Origin of the sequence: Streptomyces agglomeratus, from assembly GCF_001746415.1 — a bacterium.
In the GTDB taxonomy this organism is placed as follows: Bacteria; Actinomycetota; Actinomycetes; order Streptomycetales; family Streptomycetaceae; genus Streptomyces; species Streptomyces agglomeratus.
Window position 1 is genome coordinate 416,670 of record NZ_MEHJ01000001.1, and the last position, 24,377, is coordinate 441,046.

A 24,377-nucleotide genomic window follows, 5' to 3' on the forward strand; every position below is an offset into this window, starting at 1 on the left:
CGTGATCACCCAGGAGCAGGCGCTCGCCGCCGCCGACCGTTGGCTGAACCCCGAAGGCTCGGGGGAACGCCGTGAGGTCAAGATGCGGGAGTTCGACCTGGGCTGGGTCGTGTGGGCCGCGCCCGCGCCGATGGAGCGCGACCCGGATACCGGGGAGCGGCGGCCGCCCGCCGAGATCGGGGACGCGTGCGGAGTGGTGGACCGGCGTACCGGTGAGCTGACGGTGTGGCCGTCGGTGCCGGTCGACGAGGTCGTACGGATGTACCGGCAGAAGCATGGCGGGGACGGAGCCGACGCCCGTCCGGTGACGGGCCCCGGCAACACCTCGGTCTTCACCTACACCGACCCCGCCACCGGCGAGGAAACCACCCTCTTCCGCAACTCCGGCCCCGGCCTCCCGCCCTCCGAGCACCAGGCGGCGGCCGAGCTGAGGCGGCTGGGCGTGCCCAACGAGAACGTGCTCGCGATCCACACCGACCTGCGCCCCAGCCTGCTCCCCGGCGGATACACGGCGGAACTCCTCAACACGTACCGGAACGCCAGCCTTTCCTGCACCCAGACGTACGGCGCCCGCCCCGAGGCCCGTGCCGAGGGCATCGCCGGACTGATCCAGCACGTCGAGACGATGCACCAGGTCGCCGGCCGGCAGCCCCCGCCGCGCCCCCACCGCATCCCCGTCCCCACGCACGTGCCCCCCGTCGAGCCGTTGCGAGACGTGGCCCTCGGTCGCCACCTCACCGACGTCTTCGGCACCGACGGCGTCCGCCGCTACGACGCCGACGACCTCGCTGCGAGCCGGCTCCCCGAGGAGACGCAGTCGCTGCTCACGTGGGCCGGGCTCCCCATCGACCTGCCCCTGTTCTTCACAGCGGACCGGCCCGACGCGCCCCCGGACGGGGGCCTGTTCACCGACGTGGCCACCAATCTGCGGGAGCGCCGCAGCCCGGCCGGTGAGGAGAAGATCGGCGCGCTCGCGCACCTGATCCGCATCGGCTGGGACGGCGTCGCCGTGCTCGCCGTGCAGTGCCTGCCCGGAGCGACGGAGCCCAACGGGCTCGGTGCCGTCTGGGCGATCGACCCGGTCACCGCGTCGGCCCGCTACGTGAACATCTCGGCCGGCGCGTACGTCCGCTCCCTCGCCCTGCTCGCCACCGTCCGGGAGCGGATGCAGGGGCTCGACCCGGTGGCCGCAGGCACCGCGGTGGCGGAGCTGCAGGAGCAGCTGGTGGCCATCGACGCCACGGCGCTGGTGAATCCCGACGGCTGGTGGTCGCTGATCGTCGAGCAGATGTGGCACGGGCTGTTCTGAGCAGTCGCCCGACCCGGAGTCGGCTCAAGGTCTCGCGAGCGGACCGCGTGCCGCGCACCCTCGGACGGAGGCCTTCCGGCACGTACGAAAGCACACAGCGCAGTGGGGCCGGGCGAGTCCGCCCGGCCCCGTTGGGAATGCCATGTACCGCGCGTCCGGGTGCTCAATACAGCGAGAAGCCGCCGCTGTGCCGGCCCTGGCTCTTGCGGGGCTGCGGGGAGTCCTCGCCCGAGCGCCTCGGCGCGTTCGGGTCCGAGGGTGCGCCGTCGCTCGCCGGTGCCTCACCCTGCCGGATCTGTTCCTGCTCCTCGTCGGAAAGCGACTCCCACTGGTTGCGCAGCGAGGCCATGGGGCCGCTGCTCAGAGCCCGCACCGCCGAGGGGTCGTCCAGGGCGTCGCGCAGCTGGAGGCGGCCGGACAGCAGGTTCTTCGCCGTGTCCTGGAGCTCCTTGCCGGCGCCGCCACCGTCGGCGAGCTTGTGGAGCGCGGAGTTCAATGAGCGAACCTGCTCGGGGTCGAGCGCTTCGTCCCACACGCCGCGGTCGGCGTCGGGTCCCTTGGGGTTCTGGGGCTGCTGGGCCATCTCGCTTCTCCTCACCTTTCGTCCCCGCAGTATCTCCCGCCACCCCAAGTCGCCGCACATGCCGCCGGACAGACGGTCGGGCGGTCCTCGATGCCGTTGTCGACCTCCACGAACAACACCGGCAACCCGGTCCCAGGTGCGGTCAGAACGGCATCCGCTCGGGGGCTGCCCTTGGCCGGGCTTATGAACGTGCCGGCCACCGGCGGCGCCCGCGAACGCTTTCACTACTCAAACAGCCTTGGTGGAACAAACGCTCTTCAACAAGCACATCCGCAGCCGTTGTAGGCCCACTTCCAGGACTCGAACACGACAGGCAGGTCCGTCCAGGGCGAACCGGTCCGGTACTTCCAGGCGATCCCCTCGATCACCTACCGGTGATCACGCCAGCACCCGCCCCACTTCGGCGTCCGATCCGGCAGCAACGGCTCACTTCGCGCCCACTGGGCGTCGGTCAACGACACACCAGACCAACGATGAGATGATCTGAACGCAACTGCCTAGCGGTTCCGCCAGTTGACGAAGGACACCTCGTCCGGCAGGACCACGCTGACCTTCCCCTGTCGAAACGCCTCGTCGCCCAAGAGCTTGAAAAGAAACTCGGCCATCCCAAGGGGGTGCGACTGCATTTCCGGGTTGGTGTGTCTCCCGCAGATCAGGACCGGCCATCGATCCGGGTCGTCGTCCGTGGTCACCCAGCAGTAGATGTCCGCCCCCGACGTCACACCCCACGCCACGATCGAACCAGGATCCATGTCGAAGTCGGCCTCGTCGCGGCACATCTCCCAGGTGTAACGGGCGTTCTCCGTCTCTTCCTGCAGACCGGACGTGTACGGGTACCCGTCTGCCTGCAAAGCCGGCAGCAGGATGCTGATCCTGTCGCTGATCACTCCCGCCCCGTACACCTCCATGAAACGGACGTAGTCCGAGGGGAACCGAGTCCCCCAGGCCGCCTCGACCTCGCCCCAGTCAACCCGCTCGTCCACCCCATGAGCCACCGGCATGAGCTCGGCAAGTGCCGCCACCGTGTCCGTCCCGCGCATGTCTCGCCCTTCGTCCCGCCGCCCGCAGTGCGCGGCGTGTCGTATCCGAGAACCAACTTACGAGGACCGCCTCTGCATCAAATCTCCGGGGCGCCGCCTACAGAGCCCGTCAAGATCCGAAAGAGACGGCCCGAACAGCCGCGCGGAGCCGGTTCCACAGCGGAATCGCTTCGCTTCGCTCAGCGTGGCGGCCGCTTCGCTCCCCCGCCCCACGGTTTCCGGCTGCGCCTCCCGAACCGTGGGCCCGCTGTCGCGGGCCAAGTTGGCCAAGTGTCAGGGGCCGTCCTGTATGGCGGGGTGGGGCCGCCACTGCTGGCCTTCGGGCATGCTTCAACCGTGACCCCGCTGATGCGGGGTCACGGCTGAAGGGCCTCGGAACTATCCGATGACCTTGAGAGTGACCAGTTCCAGGTTCTTACCCTGGCCCGTGGTGCCAACCGTGATGTGATCGCCGCGGAAAGGACCGATCCACCCAATGTCCTGGACGTGGCCAATACCCTCCAGACTCCCGTACGACAGGGTGATGCGCACGGCTTCCATGGGCAGAGCCTGCCCGACGGTGCCTACCCTCTTCACCTGGCCAGAGGCCACACAATCACCATACGGAGCCTGCCAGCCCACATTCCGGATATGGGCATCAGCGCAGAAGTAGCCCCGCCCCCAGACCTGGATGTCCATGGCCTCGATCGCCCGATTCTCCCCTACCGTCCCAGCGAACTGCCCATTACAGTTCCACTCCATCCAACCCTTGCCAGCCACATGAGCCCGGTAGCAGACCTTCACCTCCTCCGTCGCAGCCTCAGCCACTCCACCACTCAGCACCACCAAACCCAGCACAGAACAGAACGCCAGGAACGAACGAGTAAGACGCCTCACGGCAACCCCCCTGTAAGCGAGAACAAGAGCTCGAAGATACAGCACCTTGATCACTTACAAGCCCCCAGTGCCACACCAGGCAGACCGCCTTTCAGGCCGCCAACGGACCGCTGCCGCAGCCCTGCTGGCCAGGCATCAAGGGCTGCTCCTTACTTCAAAACGTGCGCACTACCGCAGGGTGTTAGTTCTTCGACCGCTCGGCGATGGCGTGGTCGCGGGTGGGGGCCAGGGTGCCGTCCACGATGAGCACGGTGCCCTTGGCAAACCGCTTGCGGGGCTGGAGAGCGAGCATCGGCCCGAGGTTGTCGATGATGCGGTCCGCCGCCGACTTGGACACCCCCGAACAGTGGAGCGAGCTGGCGCATGGTCAGGTTCGTTCTCCCGTAGGCCGCGACCAGCAGTGCCCTGTCCTCAAGCGGAAGGCTCCACAGCCGGCCCTTGCGGACCGCGTCCGCACCCTCGCGCCGCAGAACCGTCACCAGCTTGGCGAAGGCGCGCGGGCTCAGCCCGGTGAACGGGGCTATCGAGGACGGCTCCGACGCCGTGATCACACCAGCCACACCAAGATCATCCCAGTTGCCGACGCTGCCCCATGTCCTCGGTTCTGTGTGCTCGGCAAGCAGGGAGGGCGCATGGGGTTGGTTCTTTTCCCGGGCGACGCAGACAACAGCAGTCCGGATGTCTCCTGGTCCTACAGCGGCTTTGCCGCGTTCCGGCGGCGTCTGGCCGAGACCGAGGGGTTCGTCCTATCCGAGATGTCGGGCTTCGGCGGCGAGCGCCCGTGGAGGGACGTGTCCACCGCCCTGGAGCCACTCCTCGATCATCCGGATGACGGCGGTGACGACCTCTCGCCTGTCGAGTGCGCGTCGATCCTGGTCCGGCTGGAGGCCATCACCAACCGGCGGGCAGCAGAGGGCGGCGACCAACTCCTCCAGCAACACATCGAGGACGCCCGCCAGCTGGCGGGCGTCCTGCGGCTCTGCATCGACAAGGACGTCCCGCTGGCCTTCCTCCGAAGCCCACCGACTATGGAACCACTTACGAGACTTCCCAATGTTGATGTCAAGCCTCTCCCGCGACGGAAGGTGAAGGGCTGTAGCACGTGCTGTCACGGATCGTTGCCCAAAGAACGTTGATGCGTCGGCGGGCGAGGGCGAGGACAGCTTGCTTGTGTCCTTTCCCTTCGTTCCGCTTCCGTTGGTAGTACGTCTTGGAGGCGGGGCACGACTTGAGGCTGGCCATTGCCGACAAGTGCTCGAAGCAGGCCTCGGTGGTAGCGGCGGGGCCTGCGCAGGCTGCCGCTGACGCGGCCGGAATCGTGGGGCTGTGGGGCCGGGCCGGCGAAGCCGGCCAGACGGTCGGCACTGCTGAAAGCGCCCATGTCGCCGCCTGTTGCGGTGATGAACTCGGCGCCGATCCTGGTACCCATGCCGGGTGTCGGAGTACGCCTGAACGTGCTCAACCCCGTACAGGTGAACGTGCTCAGTTGATGATGCGCTGACCACGGGTTCTCGTCAGTCCGCAATGGACGGTCGACAGCGTCAGACGGCCGGGCACTTCTCATGCCACCTTGATGACAACCTTGCCCGAGGTGTGACCGTTCTCGACGGCGGCGAGGGCGGCCGGGGCGTCGGAGAGCGGATGGACCGCGGTAATTACGGGTGCGAGGAGTCCGTCGAGGGCCAGCCGGGCCGACCGCTCCAGGTTCTCGCGGTCCCCGCGACGCTCGACGAAACGCCCACCGAGATCGGGCACAGACATATCACCCACAGCGATGACGTTGCGGGGATCCTGGGCCAGCGGAGCGACCGTCCGCAGCGAGGTGCCTCCGGCCAGGTCGACGATCCCGTCGAAGCCGTCCGGAACCAGCTCGCGTGCCGCGGCGGCGACGTCCTCGGCGGTGTAGTCGATGAACCGCACCCCGATGGCCTCGGCGTGCTCGCGTTTGGCGGTACTCCCGGTGCCGATCACACGCAGCTCGCGCCCGATAGCCAGCCGGGCGACGGCGAGGCCGACCCCGCCCCCGACTCCGTTGACCAGGACCGTGGCACCGGCCGGGAGGCTGAGCTGGTCGAGCACGTCCACCGCGGTCGTCCCGGCTACTGGCAGCGTTGCCGCCACGGTCGCGGACAAACCCTCCGGGATGCGCGCGGTGTTCGGCGCGGACAGCACCGTCGTCTCGGCGTAGGTGCCGCCACCGGTGAGTGCGAAGCCGAAGACCGCGTCACCCACCTCGAGCCCGTTGACGTCCTCGCCCCGGGCGAGAACGGTTCCGGCTGCCTCCATGCCCAGCACGCGGGGAAACGGACGCCCGCCGTCGAGCCCGTCGACCAGACCCGAGCGCAGAAGGTGGTCGAGGGGATTCACACCGGCGACGTCAACCTGGATCAGCACCTCGCCGCGACCGGGGACGGGGTCGGGACGATCGAAGAACTCCTGCACCTCGGGCCCGCCATACCTGCCGAAACCCCATGCCTGCCCCATCTTCCGCCGCCTCTCGTATGACCGACCCGGTGATTCCGGGCGTATTCGCCATCCTCACCTCTGACATTGATGTGAGGGGCAACCGGTTGAGATGCAGATCACAGCATCAGGTCGACTGCGCCACCGGTTCCGGGGCCGTGGACAGCTCCGCCCGGTGTCGGCTGTTGGCCGTGATCAGCACGTCGAGTGCATCTCGGGTCTCGATCAGGTGCGCGATGTCGGCGTCGATCCGGTCGCGCTCGCGCATCATCGCCGTGAACGTCTCCTCGGCGACGCCCAGGTCACCCGGGACGTCCACACACGGCAGCACAGTCACGATCACCCTGCTGGACATACCCGCGTCGAACAGCTGTCGGATGAGTGACACGCGCTGGACCGCAGCATCGGAATAGTGACGCTGCCCCGCGTCGGAGCGTGAGCTGGTCAGCAGGCCCTGCTCTTCGTAGTACCGCAGTGAGCGCGGACTCACGCCCGTGCGCTTGGACAACTCGCCTATCCGCATCCCCGAGAGCCTACGCCCGCGTGCTCCAGGTTCAGACCGCCGTCGAGTCATGGACGCTCGCGGACACCCCCACGGCCGCAGGGTTGTCCTCCCGGTCCCACGACTGAGCACGTTCGTCTGTACACGCCTGAGCACTCTTCTCGGTACGCCGACACCGGGCAGGCTGCGGATCACTTCGGCATGCGGATGCTCACCAAACCGGGCCTCGATGTGGGTGTCGAGTTCCGCGATCTCCTCCTCGAGGGTCATCACCCCCTTCGCGAGGCGGGCCACCATGGCGGCGGCCAGCTTCTCACCGGGCAGCGCGGTGTGCTGGGCCTGGGCTGCCTCGACGGTGGTGCGGGCGACGCGGCAGCACCTTTGGCTTTGCGGTTCTTCAGCCACGTCTCGATGCGCTTCGCACCTGTTCGGCGGATGCCCGTCGGCGTCTGATAGCCGGTCAGAAGCATGACCGGGCCCTTGTTCGTCAGGCCGAGGGACCGCTCCAGCGCGGGGAAGATCTCCAGCAGCTGGCCCGGAGGCGGTTGATCTGCCGGGTGCGGTCGAAGACGAGGTCCAGGCGCCGGTTGGTCAGGGTGCGCAGGTCGACGGCGAGCTCGTCGCCGGGCCGCAGCAGACTCAGATCCCGCCGGATGCGGGCCTGGTCGGCGATGACGATGGCGTCCCTTCGCGTCGGTCTTTCCCTCGCCCCGGTAAGTGGCCGAGGCTCGGGGGACCGTGAGGCCAGTGAGGTAGGCGGCGGGCTGGTCATGGGCAGTCAGCAAGCCGATCAGCAGGGCTGCGCCGCCGTGGTTGAGGTCGACGGCCCACAACACATCGCCGGATATCGCCAGCACATCGCCGATCAGAGCGAACAGTTCAGCTCGTCGTTCTCGATCCGGCGGGACAGCAGCCGCTCGCCCTCCGCGTTGATCACCACGGCATGGTGATGTGTCTTGCCGATGTCCACCCCGGCCCAGATCTCAGGCACTTCCCCTCCCACCAGGTCGCCTCGCATCAATCCCGCGGACGACTTCGCCGGCGTTGTCCTACAGCAGCGATCGAGTCGCGTCTCCCAATCAGCGGTCGAGTCGTCGCGGGGCTCCAGGTGGCCAAGTCCCGTAAGTCATCGAGCGGCTCAACACTTTCAGCCATGCCCGGAGACCCCGGGCCCTCCGATCCTACGAATGACCGGTCACCCACGTCTAGAAAGGTAGGACAACTCTTAAAGACCGTTGCAGTACTAGGCCGGCAAGACGCTGCCCGGGCGGGTGGAGGGGCATGCGGCCCCGGCCGGGACAAGTCGTTCCACGACGCCTCCTACTGCCACCTGGCCGACCGCCTGGCGGGCAAACTCCTCCTGGTCCACGGCGAAATGGACGATCGGTTCCACCCGGACCACACCCTGCGGCTGGCCGACCGGCTCATTGCCGCAGGCAAGGACTTCGAACTGCTCATCGTCCCCCGGCGCCGAGCACACGTTCATCCACCACCTGGCTTACGTTCGCATGCGCTGCTGGGACTTCCTGGTGCGTGAGCTGATGGGCACACAGCCCCCTGCCTGCCGCCCCGCCCCCCATTGCCATCGGCCCCGAGATGCTTGTCTAGCGCGACACCGCGGACCAGAAGCCAGCATGCTTGTGTGACGGGCATCTCTTCGGCTGGGCCGATGAGTTCGGTCGTCCCTGGCGGTCATACAAGCAACGATGTTCCAGTGCCGCGATCCCAGCCCTTCGGGTGGCCGCGGCAAACGAGGAAGGCATGCCATGACCCACACGATCAGCGCCTCCACCTCTGCCGTACCCACCGGGCACGCGCCTGGGGCCGGGCCGACGGGGCGCGTGCTGCTGGCCTGTGGCGCCGCGGCGGGCCCGCTGTTCCTCGGCGTGGGGCTCATCCAGGGCCTCACGCGTGAGGGATTCGACCTCACTCGCAACGCCATCAGCCAGCTCAGCCTCGGCGACCTGGGCTGGATCCAGGTGACCAGCTTCTTCGTCGCCGGCGCCCTCATGCTCGCCGGCGCGGTCGGGCTGCGGCGCGCGCTGGGCGAGGGCCACCGCCTGGCGCCCGTGCTGGTGGGCGTGTTCGGCACCTCGTTCCTGGTCAGCGGGGTGTTCGCCGCAGACCCAGGGGCTGGCTTCCCCGCCGGCACCCCGGACTCCGCGACCCCCACGCTGAGCGTTCAAGGCGCGGTCCACATGGCCGCCGGCATGGTCGGCTACCTCGCCCTGTGCGCCGCGTTCCTCGTCCTGGCCCGCCACTTCGCCGGCCGACGGCAGGGTGGCTGGGCGATCGCCTGCCGCGTCGCACCCGTGGGCGTCCTCGCCGGGTTCGCCGGGTCCGCGGCCTCCGTACTGTCCTTCACCGCAGGAGCCGCGTTCGGCCTTGCCGCACTCACCACGATCGCCGTCCGGCTGACGCGCCACTAGGCGGACCGCCGGGCAACCCACACGTAAGCAGACACACCAAAGCTCTTCGCGAGCAACCAACGAAAGGTATGAACGACATGACGGACTCGTTGCAGGGTGCCGCGTACTTCCCCTCGATCGAGAAGAAGTACGGCCGCCCGATCGCGGAATGGAAGGGCCTCATCCGGTCCTCTCCCCTGACCAAGCACATGGAACTCGTCTCGTGGCTCAAGTCCGAGCACGGCCTGGGCCACGGCCACGCCAACGCCCTGGTCGCCCACACCCTCGCGGAGGACAAGGCGAAGTAGCCCACACCGGCCGGCGACGAGCATTCACTCTCTGGTCATTGCAATGGAACAACGACCGCCCTTGCCTTCAGCGACAAGTCCATTGCAATGATTTCAGTCAACTGACCTGCTTCAACACGGAGACGAAGCGATCAATCGGTTGCTGGACCGCCGATACGCAACATAGCTTTTCCTCTGTCGCGAACGACAGGGATCCCAGCGGGTACGGAGTGCGACATGAGCCTCCAGGCCGTCGACACCGCCGCGATCCATCCCACTCTGAACCCAACCGGATCAGGAAGCGAGACATCCGCATGCGCCTTGCCATGGGGCAATTCATCAGCCTGGACGGCGTCGTTCAGGCCCCGGGGCACCCCGACGAGGACACCGACGGCGGCTTCGCCCACGGTGGCTGGAGCCACCCGTTCTTCGACCCGGAGGTGATGGGCGGCGCCCTCGCCGAAAGGCAGACCAACACCGAGGCCCTATTGTTCGGGCGCCGTACCTGGCAAACCATGGCCGCGGCGTGGCCGGCCCGGGCCGGCGACCCGTTCGCCGACCACATGAACAGCGTCACCAAGTACGTCGTGTCCAGCACCCTCAACGAGGACGACCTGCTGACATGGAACAACACCACCCGCATCCCCGGCGAGCAGGCGCTGGACCAGATCAAGAAGCTGCGCGATGCCGAAGGCCGCGAACTGGTGCTCATGGGGAGCGCGTCCCTCACTCAAACCCTGCTGGCCGAGGGGCTGGTCGACGAGCTCCGGCTCATGATCCTGCCGGTGCTCCTCGGCGGCGGTAAGAGGATCTACCCGACCGACGGCCACCTCCGCACGTTCGAACTGGTCTCCACGGTCGTCAGCGGCACCGGAGTGCACGTGTGCACCTACCGGCCGAAAGCCGGGACGTAGTCAGCGGGCGTACGAGCCGATGCCGTGCGAAGTGTCGCCGAGTTCGACAGCTCCCCGTTGAGGCGGCTGCCCTGGCCGAGATGCCTTGGCAGCGCGGCTACCTCACAGCCTCGACCTGTCACCTCCCACCGGCGGGACAGGGCCGGACTCGGAGAGCCATGCCCCTCCCGTCTCGCGGACGGCGGCACCGATCGGTGAGCGCGCCCACGCGACGCGGGGAGGAACTTCGCCATGCATCAGCCGATCACAAGGCACAGCGGCGTCACGGCGACCATCGAGTGGCTCGGCAGCGGCAACACTGATACCAGCACCCGATGGTCCGACTGAAGGCCGCCTCCTGCGTCACCGAGTAGACGACGCGGCCGCTTCGCCCAGCTTCTTGCCGATCAGCGTGGCCCCCCGACGCGGCCCACAGCTGGTCCTCCACCCAGCATGTTCCGTGTCGACACGCTCATTCCCCGGCGACGGCGCCCCGGCCGGGCAGCACCTGTTGTTGACCGGGCAGCGGCACACCCCGCCCTCATAAAAGTCGTTTGGGCGGAACTGGCGCTCGACGCGACCTCACGGGTCGTACCAGCCGCCGACGACTCAGTGGCCGAGTCCCGTTCCGGCCCGGTACCGGCCGATCCCGTGCTCATGGGCCAGCTGCTGGTCGGCCTGCGGGAGTTGCAGAAGGAAGGACGCCACCCGAGGGCCAAGTGGCACGGTCCCTTTCGGTGTGCTCCACGAGATGCGCACCACCATCGCCGCCTCGGCTTTGGCGCCTTCGCAAGTCGTCGATGAGGCAGGCAACCCGGGACCGCGTCAGCGACTCCAACCATTCTTGGACGCTTCCATCAGGTACAGAGCGCCGAGGGTCGATGAGCTCGGCGTAAGCAGCATCTACCGCCTCTGCATTGAAGCCGGCCTGGGCCAGTAGACAGAGCGCGGACGAAACCTGATCATCTGTGGGTGACAGACCGACCTCTTCAAGGGCGAGGGCCTGGCGCAGTCGTTGCCTGACCGAATCGGGAGATTGGTCCTCGGGGAACTTGAAGTACAAAGCATGGATGTAGCCGGGGATGAAGCGCTTCCAACCATTACCACTGACAGGGACGTCGCGAATGCCGGGGCCGAACAGAGGCTGCAGTGGTCCGCCGAACCAGTCGCCCAGGACCCCAAACCTCTGCGGGCGGTGAGGGAACCACAGGTTCGTCCACCGTACGACGGCGAACGGGGCTCCGTCGTACAGCACGTCCCGCCCCCGACAGCAGTAGGAGTAGGCGGGCTCTGTTTCCTCCGCGTGGTCTTGCTCCTCATTCTGTGGCGGGCAGGTCGGCAGCTCTCGGCGCCTGACTCGGTCGTCGAAGGTCTTGCGCCTGCGCGTGTAGAGGACGTCGGCAAAGTACATCGGGGTGCCAGCGCTGATGAAGTCAGTGATCAACCAGGGATTGCCCCGAGCGCGCAGCCCGGACCACAGCTTGTACTGCGCTCTTTGGAAGTCGTTGAGCGGCTGGTCGGTCGAGTCACTCTCCGAGACTTGAGGTTGGAGGTAGGCCGCCGCCAAGTGCAGTTCCTTCAGCCCATCTGGGGCCCCCGTCGTTCCTTCGTACGCCTGGTAGTTCATCGTCCCCCACAGGTGGCTGATCCCGTCGTATGCGATGTACGCGCCATGTGAGGGGAGCGGTCAATCCCGTTACGGCGGTGACGCGAGGCAGATCCTGCTCAGCCGTTGAGTAGCCGCCATGTGGTCAGGGCGATCCTGGCCCGTGTCAGTCCGGTGGGTTCGGTGAGTTCAATGTCCAAGGTCTTGGCGATCTGTTCGAGTCGGCGGGCGACGCTGCTGTGGTGCAGGTGGAGGAGGTCGGCGGCCCGGCGTTGGGAGCCGGTGGCGCAGTAGGTGTCCAGCGTCTCCAGGTCTTCTCGGGATCCTGCGAGTCGGGCGATGGCGGCCACGTCGGCGTTGTCGCGTGCGGTGTCCTGGGGTATCTCGGCCAGGAGCGCCAGCGCGCCCAGGTCGGCGTAGCGGATGACGGGTTCGCGCGGAGTGGCGAAGCGGAGGGCGGTGCGGGCTTGCCGCCAAGAGCGGTCGGGGCTTTCGGCGGCGCCAATGCCCGCGCGGGAACTCGCTGGAAGTCGAGTCGGGTCCACGGTGGTCGCCAGGATGACGCCGACGTCGGCGAGAGGCGCCGCCTTCACCGGGCGAGCCGGGCAGACCAGGGCGCCGATCTGATCGAGCGGGAACTCAGACCGTACGGCGACGACGTGCAGCGGCAGGTCGGCGGCGAAACCCAGCAGGCGTAGCGCGCGGGCTCGAACCGCCTCGTCGCTGTCGGAACAGATGACCAGTTCGACGAGGGCTGGGTCGGCCATGGTGGTGCGGGCCGGGCCGTAGCGCTCGGCGGCCGCCGCGGCAGCGATGGCGAGCCGGTCGAGGAGGACTTCGTCGAGCTGACTGGGCTGGCCGGGGCGTTCCAGCCATGCCGTACCGATCTCCTCCTCGTCGAGGGTGATGGGTGCGGTGCTGGAGGCGGGTTCCGCAGGTTCGGACGCCGGACTGCCGTCGGGCGCGATGCGGATCGCCCGCCCGGTGCTGTGGAGCCGAACCCCGGCCACACACCCGGCCAGGCCCGCCGAGGCGCGGGCGAGTGCTGGGAGATCCACGCGACGGCGCATCAGCGTGTCGTAGAACGCGACGATGCGGATCGCGCCGTCGACGTACGGATCCAGTCCCGACAGCCGTAAGGCCAGTGCCTGCATGGCGAAAGGATAGAGGGGCGGGGGCGCGCCGAGCGGTGCGTGATCGGGGCGGGATGCGCGACGGATGGCGGGTGACCCCCGTGGGCGGCGACCGTGAGGATGGCCGACATGGATCCCGAACTCGAAGCATTCGTCCCGTTCCTGCCGGACCTCGACATGAACGACCCTGTCACCACGCGCAAACAGTTCGCCGAGCGCGCTGCCGCGGCGCCGGCACCGGACACGTCGAACATGGACGTCGAGGACCGCATCGTGCCCGCCGATCGGGACGTGGCGGTGCGGATCTACCGCCCGCACGGGGCGGCGGTGGGCGCCGTCGTCTGGATGCACGGCGGCGGGGGCGTCTTCGGTGACCTGGACACCGAGCACCCGTGGGCCGCCCGGCTCGCGGCCCTCTCCGGCGCGGTGGTGATCTCGGTGGACTACCGCCTGGCGCCCGAGCACCGCTACCCGGCGGCCCTGGACGACGCGTACGCAGTACTGACCTGGACGGCCGAACACGCGGCCGAACTCGGCGTCGACCGGGGGCTAATCGCGGTGGGCGGCCACAGCGCCGGCGCGGGCATCGCGGCCGCAGTGGCGTTGCGGGCGCGGGACCAACAGGGGCCGCCCATCCGCTTCCAGCTGCTCAACGAGCCCGGGCTCGACGACCGGGAACAGACATGGTCGCGGCGGAACTTCACCGATACGCCCTGGATGAACCGCGACAAGGTCGCCACCGCGTGGCGGCACTACCTGGGCTCCCAGCCCGCCACACCGTACGCCGCCCCTGCCCGGGCCGCCGACCTGACCGGCCTGCCACCGGCCTACATCGCCACTGCGGAACTCTGCCCGAACCGCGACGAAGACATCGCCTACGCGCTACGCCTGCTGCAGGCCGGCGTATCGGTTGACCTGCACCAGTGGCCCGGCACCTTCCACGGCTCACAGGCGATTCTCTCCGCCGAGGTCTCACAGCGCCAGATCACCGACCTCGCCGCAGCCCTGCGCCGCGCGCTGGTGTAGGCCCCGGCGCGGATATCGAAAGGCACGGGGAGGTTCCCTGTTGCACTCATTGATGATGAATCGATCACAAAAGGACGGATGTCTTGAAGATCCGACTGGGGATATGTGCAAGCGTGGCCGCGCTGGTTGCTTGTGCGGGCACCGTGGCGGTGGCTCCCGCGCCCCACGGGCCAAGGGCTGCGCCAACCGGCGGCGTGACCCCGTCGACCGGCTTCGATCGCGCGGAGCTGGAGTCCGCTATCGACTCGGTCCACCGCACCGGGATGCCGGGCTTGTACGCCGAGGTGCGCGATGCCGACCAGATATGGCGCGGCGCTTCCGGGTTCGCCGATGTCAGGACCGGCCGTCCCGTCAGACCCGACATGCGCCAGCGCGTCGGGAGCATCACCAAGACATTCACCGCCGCCGCCGTCATGCAGCAGGTCGAGCAGGGCCGGATCCAGCTCGACGCGCCGATCGGCGGCCATCTGCCGCAGCTGGTGCCGGGAGAACGCGGCAGGAAGATCACGGTCCGTATGCTGCTCAACAACACCAGCGGCATCCCCGATTACATCCCCTACGCCTTCCCGTCCCTCCAGGCGTTTCCTTCCCTGCCGGACGTCTCGCCCAAGAGCCTGGACGACAACCGGTTCAGGCAGTTCCGCCCGGCCGAGCTGATCGAGATGGGGCTCGCGGCGCCTCCCGCCGGCGAGCCCGGAGCCACTCCGGGGGTGTACTCCAACACCAATTACCTGCTCCTCGGCCAACTCCTGGAGCAGGTGACCGGCAGCCCTGCCGAGGAGTACATCACCCACAACGTCATCGAGCGGGCCGGGCTCCGGCACACCGGGTTTCCTACCGGACCTCGCATCGAGGGACCGCACTCGCGAATGTACGAGGCCTTCTACGGCCTGATCGACCCCCCGCGCGACTACAGCGTCTACAACATGTCCTGGACGGGGACGGGGGCCGCTCTTATATCGACCATGGAGGATCTCAACCGCTTCTACGGCAAGCTGCTCGACGGCACGATCGTCAACCGGTCGTCGCTGGCGCAGATGCAGCGCACGGTCCCGGTTCGCGCCCTGGACGGATCGATGATCACGTACGGCCTCGGCCTTCACAAGGTCGACACGGGCTGCGGCACGTTCTGGGGCCACGACGGCACCGTCTGGGGGGCCGGGACGATATCCCTGACCCGGACCGACGGCAAGCGCCAGATGTCCGTCGCGGTCAACCTCCAGAGGTGGAACAAGCCGGACTCCTCGGGGAAGCCCCAGCCCCACCCCATCGACTACGCGCTGAAGGCGCTGTACCGCCAAGCAACGTGCGGCAACGGAAGCGCCCAGGCCGAGAACGCCCTGCAGGTCCCGGGGGGGGTTCGTCCCGTAGCCGGAGTGCCGCACGCTCGCTGACCGCACGGACACCACTCGCACCGCCACGCCCAGCTCCGCCCGGATCCCGGGCAGCGCCTCACGGCGCCGCGGGTAAATTACCCAGCGAGCGTGTCGGCAGGGACGGCGGGCAGCGGGTGCTTGCCCGAGATGACCACATTGAGCCGGCCCGTACTTGTGAAAGCGTCGTCCAGGACAGCCGCCAGCGGGGCCGGGTCGGCCGGGCTCAGCACGCGTACGGCCGGGTCCTCCAGCGCCAAGAGCCTCGTGGTCAGCAAAGGGTCGCCGTGCGTGTAGGTGTTGTGCCAGCCGTAGGAGGTCAGAAGCAGGTTCCAGCTCGGCCGCGGGGCGGCGCCGGGCATCCGTTGCCGCTCAGCAGGGACAGAGCCCGGTCGCCAGGGGCGGGGCGAACACCTCGTATGAGATCAGGACGCCGCGGCCGCCGGCCGCGTTGAAGCCGGCCAGCTGCTCGCCAAGGACTCCTCGGCGAGGATCTCCGTGGTCCGCGGCTGTCCGGCGAGTCCGGGGTGGCGGTTGGAGGCGAGTTCATCCGGGCTGAACACCCGGAAGTCCCGGCACGGGCGTGGGCGTGGGCGTGGGCGTGGACCACCGTGGTGACGGCCTCGGAGAACGACGCGGGCTGCCGCTGCTGAACGGCGACTCGCGGGGCAGGAGCGGGGCACCGCGCCATCCCGGTCCCCCGGCCGGCGTGTAGTCGACTACCGACCAGCACCGCCCACGGCCACGCGCTGCACCGTGCAGCCGGATGCAGCAGCGCCCGGACCACCTTGTGTCCGGGGTGCTCCACGGGTGCGCGCAAGGTCCCTACGCCTTTGAATTGACGATTGGCAGGAAGCGCTGCCTCGTGGGGCGGCGAGATGAGCTTCCGGCGCGTCGCGTGTTGTTCCGCCCGGGGCTAGTGTCCTGCGCCAGTAGTTGATCGTTAGTTTGTCTATGACTGCTTCTGCAGATGTGCCGGTGCCACGTCGTGGCCCGAAGTTGGAACCGTTGTTATTGTCGCCCGATGAGCGTGTGGTGTTGGAGCGTTGGGCCCGGCGGGCGTCGTCCGCGCAGGCAGTGGCGTTGCGGGCCCGCATTGTGCTGGCGTGTGCCGGCGCTGATGTTCCACCGATTGTCGTGGTGGCGCGGGAGTTACGTATCGCGGCGGACACGGTCCGCAAGTGGCGCCGCCGGTTTCTGACCGCCCGGCTGGACGGGTTGGTGGACGAGCCCCGGCCGGGCCGGCCGCCCACCATCAGCGTCGACCAGGTGGAGGCGGTCGTGGTCAGCACGTTGGAGGAGATCCCGAAGAACGCCACTCACTGGTCGCGGTCATCGATGGCCGACCGCAGCGGTCTGTCGAAGTCGACCGTGGGCCGGATCTGGCGGAAGTTCCAGCTCAAGCCGCATCTGACCGACACCTTCAAACTGTCGACGGATCCGCTGTTCGTGGAGAAGGTCTACGACGTGGTGGGGCTGTATTTCAACCCGCCCGAAGGCGCGGTGGTGCTGTCGGTGGACGAGAAGTCGCAGATCCAGGCGCTGGACCGCTCCCAGCCGGTACTACCGATGATGCCGGGCATGCCCGAGCGCCGCACCCATGACTACGTCCGCAACGGTCTGACCACCTTGTTCGCAGCCTTCGACGTCGCGACCGGAGAAGTCATCACCTCCCTGCACCGCAGGCACCGGGCAGCGGAGTTCAAGAAGTTCCTCGCCAAGATCGATAAAGAGGTTCCTGGGCACCTGCAGGTCCACTTGATCTGTGACAACTATGGCACCCACAAGACCCCAGCCATCAAAGCATGGCTGGCCAAACACCCACGTTTCCACCTGCACTTCACACCTACCGGCTCCTCCTGGATCAACCAGGTGGAGCGGTGGTTCGGCTTCCTCGCCGACCAGAAGATCCGCCGCGGCGCCCACAAGAGTGTGCGCTCCCTGGAAGCCGACATCCGGGCCTGGGTCAAGCAGTGGAACGAGAACCCGACCCCGTTCACCTGGACCAAGACAGCCGAAGAAATCCTCGACTCACTCGCCCGCTTCTGCCAACGGATCTCTGGCGCAGGACACTAGCGGTGGTTTGTTGACGGCGGGTCAGTGTTGGGGTAGGCCGGTAGAGAGGAAAGTCGCCTCGCTGCCTGGGGGTTGTGATGACCCGTCGTGTGCCGTGCCCGCCGGCTCCTGGCCCGCTGGAAGCCTACGCCGCACGCTTCGATGACCTGCTCTCCACGCTGGCCCAGCGACGCGGGTTCCGTGAGTACCTCGCCGGGCTGCTGCTGCCGCGGGACCGCAACAAGACCCTGACCTGCCTGGCCGGCGCCGAGCCCGTGGCCGGAGCCCAGCACCCGGCGGTGCAGCGGCTGCAGTTCTTCCTCTCCGAGTCGACCTGGGACCACGAGCAGATCAACGCCCGCCGGTTGGAACTGCTGCTCGCCGACCCGGCGACCGAGCCGCACGCGGGCGGGGTACTGGTGATCGACGACTCGGGTGACCGCAAGGACGGGACCGCGACCGCGCATGTCGGGCGGCAGTGGCTGGGCCGACTGGGCAAGACCGACAACGGCATCGTCACCGTGACGACCTGCTGGGCCGACGAGAGCGTCTACTACCCGCTCCACGCGGTGCCCTACAGCCCCGCCCGTCACTTCCCCGCCGGCAAGAGCGACCCCGGCTTCCGCACGAAACTGCAGATCGCAGCCGAACTCGCCCGCACCGCCAAGACTGCCGGGGTGGCCTTCCGGGCCGTGGCCGCCGACTGCGCCTACGGCGACCAGGACGGCTTCCGCCGGCAACTCGGCGAGGCGGGTCTGCCGTTCGTCATGGCCCTCAAGCCGAGCCACGGCACGTGGGCCTACGGCAAGGATGCCTACACCCCCGTCGACGCCGCACGCGCACTGACCTGGACCAATCCCGAGCATCCCGGGGACTGGACCGCGGTTGAGCGGACTTTCCGCAACGGGCACACCGAGACCTGGTGGGCCGCCGACGCCCACCTCGGCTGGTGGGGTCCGGACGGAAACGTCCGCCTGGTCGTGGCCACCACCGACCCGGCCATCCTGCCCGCGCAGGCAACTTGGTACCTGGCCACCGACCTGCCCCGCCCCGGCGGCCCCCGTGAGGCCGACCACCCTCATCCCGCCGCTGACCTGCACGAAGTCGTGCGGATCTACGGCATCCGTCACTGGATCGAGCAGAGCTACAAACAGGTCAAGGACGAACTCGGATGGGCCGATTTCCAGGTCCGTTCCGACACCGCCATCCGCCGCCACCAGACACTGGTCACCTGCGCGTTCTCGTTCTGCTGGGACACCTGGTTCGCTCATCCGCCAGACCGGGAACCCGCCCCCGTCCCTGCGCTCCCGCCCGCCCCGACGCCGCCGGGACCGGCTGAGAGGGGGCCCAAGCAGACCCCACCAGCCCCAACCGGCCAGCTGGCCCAAGGCGATCCGAGCCGTCCGCGCCTGGCTCGCTCCCTGGACCAACCTCCAACGATGCTGGCACGCATGGACGAATGCACCCCCACCGCCCGAACTCCAAGCACTGATCAACGCCGTCGGCGCAGGCCACCCACTTGACCTCTACATCCCCGTCTAACAAACCACCGCTAGTGTCCTGCGCCAGAAATGGCGAGACTAAGTCTGTAGGCTGTTTTCATGGTGTCTCGGGGTCCTGGTGCTGTCGAAGTCGTGCTGTCTGCCGAGGAGCGGGCGGAGTTGGCGCGTTGGGCAGCGGGTGGTGCGGTGTCGGCTCGTGTGGCGGAGCGGGCCCGTATCATCCTGGCCTGTGCCGAGGGCGGCTCCAACACCGCTGTGGCGGCAGACTTCGGGGTGTCCACGGAGACGGTGCGTAAGTGGCGCTCGCGGTTCGCGGTCCGGCGGATGGCGGGCCTCGTGGACGAGCCTCGGCCGGGTCGGCGCAAACCGGAACTGGTACTCAGCGAGGCTGAGCGTGCGGAGCTGACGCGCTGGGTGCGGCGGGCGACGACCGCGCAGTTCCTGGCGCTGCGGGCGAGGATCGTGCTGCGGTGTGCGGAGGGCGGGACCAACAAGGAGGTCGCCGCCGAACTCGGCGTCGCACCGGGCACGGTGAACCGCTGGCGATCAAGGTTCATCCGGTTGCGGCTGGACGGGCTGATTGACGAGCCCCGCCCCGGCAGGCCGCCCTCGATCCTGCTGGACCAGGTGGAGGACGTGCTCACGGCGACGTTGGAGTCCACCCCGGGCAAGGACACCCACTGGTCGCGGGCCTCGATGGCGAAGCACTCCGGGCTGTCGAAGTCCACCATCGGGCGGATCTGGAAGAAGTTCGACATCAAGCCCCATCTCCAGGACGCGTTCAAGCTCTCCACCGACCCGCAGTTCGTCGCGAAGGTCGTCGACGTCGTCGGCCTGTACCACAACCCACCCGAAAAAGCGGTGGTGCTGTGCGTGGATGAGAAGAGCCAGATCCAGGCGCTGGACCGGTCCCAGCCGGTTCTGCCGATGATGCCCGGCATGCCCGAGCGGCGCACCCATGACTACTACAGGCACGGCATCACCAGCCTGTTCGCCGCCTTCAACATCGCCGACGGCAGCGTCATATCAGCACTGCACCGCCGCCACCGGGCCATCGAGTTCAAGAAGTTCCTGACCCGGATCGACAAGGTCGTGCCCGCCGGCCTCGACGTCCACCTGGTCTGTGACAATTACGCCACCCACAACACCGCCGAGATCAAGACGTGGCTGGGAAAACACCCGCGCTTCCACATCCACTTCACCCCCACCGGCTCCTCCTGGATGAACCAGGTCGAGCGGTGGTTCGGCCTGTTGACGGACAAGCTCATCCGCCGCGGCGTGCACACCTCCGTGAAGGCCCTCGAGCAAGACATCACGGCATGGATCGAGGGATGGAACGAGAACCCCAGGCCCTTCACCTGGACCAAGACCGCCGACGAGATCCTGAACTCCCTCGCCGACTACCTCACGAAAATCAACCCGCCAACCACTGAAACCTGAAACAGACTTAGTCTCGCCATTTCTGGCGCAGCACACTAGTGCGGCAACGTCACTTTCCGACCGGTCGAATGGGTCAGGGCCGGTTGTACCGCGCGCACTTGAGCGGGCTCGCGTCCGCATCGTCGAGACAGACGATGACATACACGGCGCCACCGGGCGCATCCGCAGGGATTCCGATCTTGAACGGATACGTTCCGTCGCACTTGGTGCCGGTGCTCCCGTCGCCAAGCTTGTTGCCAGAGGCACCATACGCGCCGAACCACACACTGCGGCAACCGACGGCCCGGAGTGTTCCATCGGCCTCGACCAACCGGTTGTACCAAGTCAGGGTGCCGCGGACGTAGCTGGCCCCGTATGTAACGTCGAAGGGGATGGTCGGGTAGGCGGCGGTCTGCGCGCCGGCGGCGGGAGCGCCCAGCAAGGTGCCCACGGTCAGCACAGCGGAGCCGACGGCGGCAGCGAGACGAGTCTTCATGCGACCTCCAGAATGGGATGAGCCGGTTGCGGCTTCCCATCTTGGGCGGGTCGGCCACCGGCGGCCTACCTCTTAAGTCACGACTAAAGGGGGGCTGGGACGACAGCCTCCCGCTGCCACCTTGCAGGGTGGCAGCTCGCGCGCGGCCGAGCAGAGACTCCAGGGTCCGCACGGCGGAGCCGTCCACTTCTGCCGGTCCGGTACCGGTCAGCGGCCGGCGGAGAGCAGGAACGCTCAGTCGGGCTGGCTGGGCGGTATCCAGCGGATCCCACAGAAAGCCCACCGGGCGCTTCGCGAAGGTGGTGGGTGTCATGAGCAGTCCAGGAACGCCGGATCCGCCAACCGCCCTTCCGCACCTGCAAGGGACGCCCAGATCAACGGGGAACTTCAGCTCGAGGGCAGCGCACACGCCTGACGGCGCTGCCCTCCCGGTAATCCTTGCTGCTACGTGTGGCACCTATGTCACACCAGTGCCGCGCCGCCGTCTATCGCGAGCGTGGTGCCGGTGACATAGGCGTTGGCCAAGACGAAGAGATAGGCCGCCGCGGCTTCCTCGGCAGTGCCGACACGACGCGTTAGCAGCTCGGACCCGGCACCCTGGAGGAAAGCCTCCGGGTCCGGGACGCTGCCGTCCCACAGCTCGGTGCGGATCACACCGGGCTGAATCACGTTGACGCGCAGAGGCGCGAGTTCGACGGCGAGTGCCCGGGACAGGGCCTCGATGCCGCCGGTGATACCTGCCGTGAGCGCGGTTCCGGACAGGGGGCGGATCGCGAGGACGCCGGAGCTGAAAGTGATCGAGCCGCCGTCGCGCAGTCGCGGTGCAGCGTACTTGGCGGAGAGGAACGCACCCCAGAACCGGCGCTCGAAGACGGCCCTGGCCTCCTGCGGGGTGGTGTCGACCAACGGCTTGATCAGCAGAGATTCGCCCGCGGTGTAGACGAGGTGGTCGAACTCCCCGACCTGCTCGAAGAACGCGGCGATGGCGTTGCCGTCAGCGACGTTCAGGCATCGGCCTTCGGCCGGCGCGCCCAACCTCTTCGTCGCCGCGTCCACGCGGCCCTGATTGCTGGAGGCAACCACGACGTCCGCGCCGGCCGCCGCGGCCTGTTCGGCTACCGCGAAGCCGATGCCGGAGGTTCCACCGATGATCACGATCTTCTTGCCGGTCAGAGACATGGGATCCATTCCTTCGTCGATGCAGTGCCGGGGTTCGGCAACCGCCATGGCAAGAACGTACGCCTCCACATCGAGACGGTGAATGAGTTGAAATCTTGAATCCCTGTCATATCGTCTCGCCGTACAGGCAATAGAGTGGCGCTATGGACATCCTGAGCAACACCCTCGAAGTCCTGCGTACGGGACGCCCGATGGTGACTCGCACCGACGCGCACGCCCCGTGGGCCCTGAAGTTCCAACCCATTTCAGGAGCCGGGTTCCACGTGGTCGTGGAAGGGCGTTGCCATCTGCTGCCACCGCACGGCCAACCGCTCGCGCTCAGACCCGGTGACATCGTGTTCCTGCGGCGCGGCAGCGGACACACCCTGTGCGACGTGCCGGGCCGCGAGCCGGTGGACTTCGTACCGGAGCGCGTGGACCGTTCCTCACCGATCGGCCAGGTCACCATGGACGGACCGGGGCCGCACACGGTGCTGGTGTGCGGCGCGTACGCGATCGACATTGATCGCCCGCATCCGCTGTTCAGCGATCTACCGGAGGTCATCCACCTCCCCGCGATTCCCGGCCGCCACCCGGTGCTGCGCTCGGCGGTCGATCAACTGTGCGCCGAGTTCCACGCGCGGCAGCCGGGCTCGGAAGCGGTCGTCACGGCGCTCATCGATCTGCTGCTGCTCTACATCCTGCGGTCGTGGTACGCCGAACTACCGAAGGAGCAGACCCGGGGTTGGGCGGCCGCGCTGACCGACCCGGTAGTTGCCCCGGCCCTCAAGGCGATCCACGACGATCCCGGCCATCCCTGGACCGTGGAGTCGCTGGGCACCCGTGCCGGGTTGTCCCGCGCGGCGTTCGCCCGCCGCTTCGCCTCGGTTGTCGGCGAGCCGCCGTTGACTTACCTGACCAACTGGCGGATGGCCACCGCGGCGCGGTTGCTGTACCAATCGCCGACCCCGCTGAGCACAATCGCGCAGCACACGGGGTATACGTCGGAGTTCGCCTTCGCCAAAGCCTTCAAACGACACTTCGGATCGCCGCCGGGTGCCTACCGCAAGCAGATCAAGTCGGCAGGCGACGAACCACGCGGATACAACTCACGTTGAACGGGCGCTGATTGACGAGCTCGGCGCACTCGACTCTCAGGACGACACGTGGACACCCGAGCCGACGCAGCCCGCTCCTGAACCGCGTGGACCCGCCGCGGTGTGGTCAAAGTGCCAGGGGCTTGTCGTCGGTGTGGCCGCAAACCCAGGCCAGGGCGTCGTGCACACCCTGGAGGTAATCGCGGGGCACGGTGCGCTGGGTGGAGTCTTGGATCTGCACAGTGGCGGCGTCCGCCTCCGCCATCAGTACCTCCATTGCCGGCGCACCGTCCGATGACTGCGCGGTGATGGGCGCGGGCTCCCCACGCCCCAGCGCCCACAGGTACCCAGCCAGAGCACCCCGTGCGTACTGCGTCTGCCGATCCGGCCCGGCAGCCTCGGCCTCCAGACACTCGAAGGCTCGATCGACCTGACTCACATCACGGACTCCGGTCTTTCCCTGCGTCGTACTCGGCTCATGCCTCGTCATACAGATACGACTAACCCCGCTCACGCAGTCCATGTCTCTAAGTAACCGGCGCTCACCCGGCAAGCGGTAGCCGCCCCGGCGCACCCAACCCCATGCGGATACAACCGTAGGCACGGGTAGCGCGATACGACGGCCCCCTTCAGCCACCCCCCCGGGTGACTACCGGCCGCGTCGAGGGCAACCAGCTCGAACACCGCCTTCCACAGGATGCGCTGGCTACCGGACGCTGTGGGCTCATCCACAGGGGCGGGTGAGCCCACGGACAACCGGCGCTTCGTCCATCAGCCAAGGGCTACTACACCAGCGCGGCGAGGGCCCGGTCGGCCATCTGTATACCCATCGTGGCTGCAATGGTGGTGTCGGCCTCCAGCAGCTTGTCCTTCAGCTGGGTGGCGAACTGGCGCAGGCGTCCCGGCTCAGGGGCGTCAGACATCGCCTCGGCGTGGAGGTCCCGGGCGACGCTCTCCAGCTCCACGGGTCCAGGTTCGGGATCCCGTCGCCAGAGGTCTGCCGCTCGTGCATCTGCTTACGGAGGCGGCTGGAAGGGGTGTTGTTCAAGTCGCCCTGGAAGATCCACATGGTGACGGCCCAACGGCCGCTGCTGCGCATCCAGATGTGCGACTGCTCCGTCGGTACGGCGGCCTGGACCACTGACCCCATG

Annotated in this window: 24 protein-coding genes and 3 pseudogenes; 12 read left to right on the plus strand and 15 right to left on the minus strand. The window is 67.9% G+C overall.

The annotated features are described in order from the left end of the window. Position 1 precedes the first annotated feature (1 nt). Positions 2–1,309: an SUKH-4 family immunity protein gene (locus AS594_RS01575; RefSeq protein WP_069933623.1), complete on the plus strand. Its 1,308-nt coding sequence runs from the start codon at positions 2–4 to the stop codon at positions 1,307–1,309. 163 nt (positions 1,310–1,472) lie between these two features. Here AS594_RS01575 and AS594_RS01580 read toward each other — a convergent pair whose 3' ends face one another. From AS594_RS01580 to AS594_RS01595, 4 genes and pseudogenes are all read right to left on the minus strand, one after another. Continuing rightward, positions 1,473–1,892 (minus strand): hypothetical protein, encoded by a 420-nt coding sequence (locus AS594_RS01580; RefSeq protein ID WP_069925289.1) that lies wholly within the window; start codon positions 1,890–1,892, stop codon positions 1,473–1,475. Positions 1,893–2,389: 497 nt separating this feature from the next. Further along, positions 2,390–2,932: an SMI1/KNR4 family protein gene (locus AS594_RS01585; RefSeq protein ID WP_069925290.1), complete on the minus strand. Its 543-nt coding sequence runs from the start codon at positions 2,930–2,932 to the stop codon at positions 2,390–2,392. A 378-nt stretch (positions 2,933–3,310) separates the two neighbouring features. Next, a complete protein-coding gene (locus AS594_RS01590; protein ID WP_141746889.1) occupies positions 3,311–3,862 on the minus strand; it encodes a hypothetical protein in 552 nt (183 codons plus the stop codon). A gap of 130 nt (positions 3,863–3,992) precedes the next feature. After that, positions 3,993–4,368, minus strand: a pseudogene (locus tag AS594_RS01595) (transposase family protein); the annotation flags it as partial. A 72-nt stretch (positions 4,369–4,440) separates the two neighbouring features. On the opposite strand from AS594_RS01595, the gene AS594_RS01600 reads away from it, so the two are divergent. Continuing rightward, positions 4,441–4,944: a hypothetical protein gene (locus tag AS594_RS01600; protein ID WP_338120131.1), complete on the plus strand. Its 504-nt coding sequence runs from the start codon at positions 4,441–4,443 to the stop codon at positions 4,942–4,944. On the opposite strand, the pseudogene AS594_RS40665 reads toward AS594_RS01600, so the two are convergent. From AS594_RS40665 to AS594_RS01615, 4 genes and pseudogenes are all read right to left on the minus strand, one after another. Continuing rightward, positions 4,871–5,243 (minus strand): annotated as a pseudogene (locus AS594_RS40665) (transposase); the annotation flags it as partial. The gene AS594_RS01600 and the pseudogene AS594_RS40665 sit on opposite strands and share 74 nt — an antisense overlap. Positions 5,244–5,368: 125 nt before the next feature. Beyond that, positions 5,369–6,292: an NADP-dependent oxidoreductase gene (locus AS594_RS01605; protein WP_107358007.1), complete on the minus strand. Its 924-nt coding sequence runs from the start codon at positions 6,290–6,292 to the stop codon at positions 5,369–5,371. Between the two features lie 106 nt (positions 6,293–6,398). After that, a complete protein-coding gene (locus tag AS594_RS01610; protein ID WP_069930187.1) occupies positions 6,399–6,794 on the minus strand; it encodes a MerR family transcriptional regulator in 396 nt (131 codons plus the stop codon). 147 nt (positions 6,795–6,941) lie between these two features. Then, positions 6,942–7,764: pseudogene (locus AS594_RS01615) on the minus strand (IS110 family transposase); the annotation flags it as partial. Between the two features lie 162 nt (positions 7,765–7,926). On the opposite strand from AS594_RS01615, the gene AS594_RS48355 reads away from it, so the two are divergent. The 4 genes from AS594_RS48355 to AS594_RS01635 all read left to right on the plus strand — a co-directional run bounded on the left by AS594_RS48355 (position 7,927) and on the right by AS594_RS01635 (position 10,382). Then, complete coding sequence (locus AS594_RS48355; RefSeq protein ID WP_240508897.1) at positions 7,927–8,310, plus strand: alpha/beta hydrolase family protein; 384 nt, start codon at positions 7,927–7,929, stop codon at positions 8,308–8,310. Positions 8,311–8,539: 229 nt separating this feature from the next. Then, the gene (locus AS594_RS01625) at positions 8,540–9,202 is read left to right on the plus strand and encodes a DUF998 domain-containing protein (protein WP_069925293.1); all 663 of its coding nucleotides are present in this window, start codon (positions 8,540–8,542) and stop codon (positions 9,200–9,202) included. 77 nt (positions 9,203–9,279) lie between these two features. Next, positions 9,280–9,489: a DUF4287 domain-containing protein gene (locus tag AS594_RS01630; RefSeq protein WP_069930188.1), complete on the plus strand. Its 210-nt coding sequence runs from the start codon at positions 9,280–9,282 to the stop codon at positions 9,487–9,489. A gap of 293 nt (positions 9,490–9,782) precedes the next feature. Then, the gene (locus AS594_RS01635; RefSeq protein ID WP_069933620.1) at positions 9,783–10,382 is read left to right on the plus strand and encodes a dihydrofolate reductase family protein; all 600 of its coding nucleotides are present in this window, start codon (positions 9,783–9,785) and stop codon (positions 10,380–10,382) included. A gap of 634 nt (positions 10,383–11,016) precedes the next feature. Here AS594_RS01635 and AS594_RS43785 read toward each other — a convergent pair. Both AS594_RS43785 and AS594_RS01640 read right to left on the minus strand, forming a co-directional pair. Then, positions 11,017–11,988 carry a hypothetical protein gene (locus tag AS594_RS43785; RefSeq protein WP_141746888.1) on the minus strand — a complete coding sequence of 324 codons (972 nt, stop codon included), beginning with the start codon at positions 11,986–11,988 and terminating at the stop codon, positions 11,017–11,019. A gap of 98 nt (positions 11,989–12,086) precedes the next feature. Further along, positions 12,087–13,121: a helix-turn-helix domain-containing protein gene (locus tag AS594_RS01640; RefSeq protein WP_069933619.1), complete on the minus strand. Its 1,035-nt coding sequence runs from the start codon at positions 13,119–13,121 to the stop codon at positions 12,087–12,089. Between the two features lie 108 nt (positions 13,122–13,229). Here AS594_RS01640 and AS594_RS01645 point away from each other — a divergent pair, with 108 nt between their 5' ends. Next, positions 13,230–14,126 carry an alpha/beta hydrolase gene (locus AS594_RS01645; protein WP_069925296.1) on the plus strand — a complete coding sequence of 299 codons (897 nt, stop codon included), beginning with the start codon at positions 13,230–13,232 and terminating at the stop codon, positions 14,124–14,126. A 263-nt stretch (positions 14,127–14,389) separates the two neighbouring features. Then, positions 14,390–15,520, plus strand: coding sequence for a serine hydrolase domain-containing protein (locus AS594_RS01650; RefSeq protein ID WP_107393260.1), 1,131 nt, complete (start codon positions 14,390–14,392; stop codon positions 15,518–15,520). A 77-nt stretch (positions 15,521–15,597) separates the two neighbouring features. Here AS594_RS01650 and AS594_RS45880 read toward each other — a convergent pair whose 3' ends face one another. Further along, entirely contained in the window at positions 15,598–15,861 is a 264-nt protein-coding gene (locus AS594_RS45880) for a hypothetical protein (RefSeq protein ID WP_069925297.1), read from the minus strand. Between the two features lie 592 nt (positions 15,862–16,453). Here AS594_RS45880 and AS594_RS01660 point away from each other — a divergent pair. From AS594_RS01660 to AS594_RS01670, 3 genes are all read left to right on the plus strand, one after another. Then, entirely contained in the window at positions 16,454–17,575 is a 1,122-nt protein-coding gene (locus tag AS594_RS01660; protein ID WP_069774651.1) for an IS630 family transposase, read from the plus strand. 77 nt (positions 17,576–17,652) lie between these two features. Continuing rightward, on the plus strand, positions 17,653–19,077 hold the full coding sequence (locus AS594_RS01665) for an IS701 family transposase (RefSeq protein WP_069774837.1): 1,425 nt from the start codon (positions 17,653–17,655) through the stop codon (positions 19,075–19,077). 78 nt (positions 19,078–19,155) lie between these two features. After that, positions 19,156–20,496: an IS630 family transposase gene (locus tag AS594_RS01670; RefSeq protein ID WP_079144188.1), complete on the plus strand. Its 1,341-nt coding sequence runs from the start codon at positions 19,156–19,158 to the stop codon at positions 20,494–20,496. A 73-nt stretch (positions 20,497–20,569) separates the two neighbouring features. Here the strand turns inward: AS594_RS01670 and AS594_RS01675 are convergent, their stop codons facing one another. Both AS594_RS01675 and AS594_RS01680 read right to left on the minus strand, forming a co-directional pair. Next, complete coding sequence (locus AS594_RS01675) at positions 20,570–20,971, minus strand: hypothetical protein (protein ID WP_069925298.1); 402 nt, start codon at positions 20,969–20,971, stop codon at positions 20,570–20,572. A gap of 462 nt (positions 20,972–21,433) precedes the next feature. Continuing rightward, positions 21,434–22,150 (minus strand): SDR family oxidoreductase, encoded by a 717-nt coding sequence (locus AS594_RS01680; protein ID WP_069930190.1) that lies wholly within the window; start codon positions 22,148–22,150, stop codon positions 21,434–21,436. 143 nt (positions 22,151–22,293) lie between these two features. On the opposite strand from AS594_RS01680, the gene AS594_RS01685 reads away from it, so the two are divergent. Continuing rightward, positions 22,294–23,247 (plus strand): AraC family transcriptional regulator, encoded by a 954-nt coding sequence (locus tag AS594_RS01685; protein ID WP_069934925.1) that lies wholly within the window; start codon positions 22,294–22,296, stop codon positions 23,245–23,247. Between the two features lie 106 nt (positions 23,248–23,353). On the opposite strand, the gene AS594_RS45885 is transcribed toward AS594_RS01685, so the two are convergent. Together AS594_RS45885 and AS594_RS01695 are read right to left on the minus strand one after the other, a co-directional pair. Next, complete coding sequence (locus tag AS594_RS45885) at positions 23,354–23,491, minus strand: hypothetical protein (RefSeq protein ID WP_240508898.1); 138 nt, start codon at positions 23,489–23,491, stop codon at positions 23,354–23,356. A gap of 520 nt (positions 23,492–24,011) precedes the next feature. Then, on the minus strand, positions 24,012–24,191 hold the full coding sequence (locus AS594_RS01695; RefSeq protein ID WP_069925301.1) for a hypothetical protein: 180 nt from the start codon (positions 24,189–24,191) through the stop codon (positions 24,012–24,014). Positions 24,192–24,377: the final 186 nt, after the last annotated feature.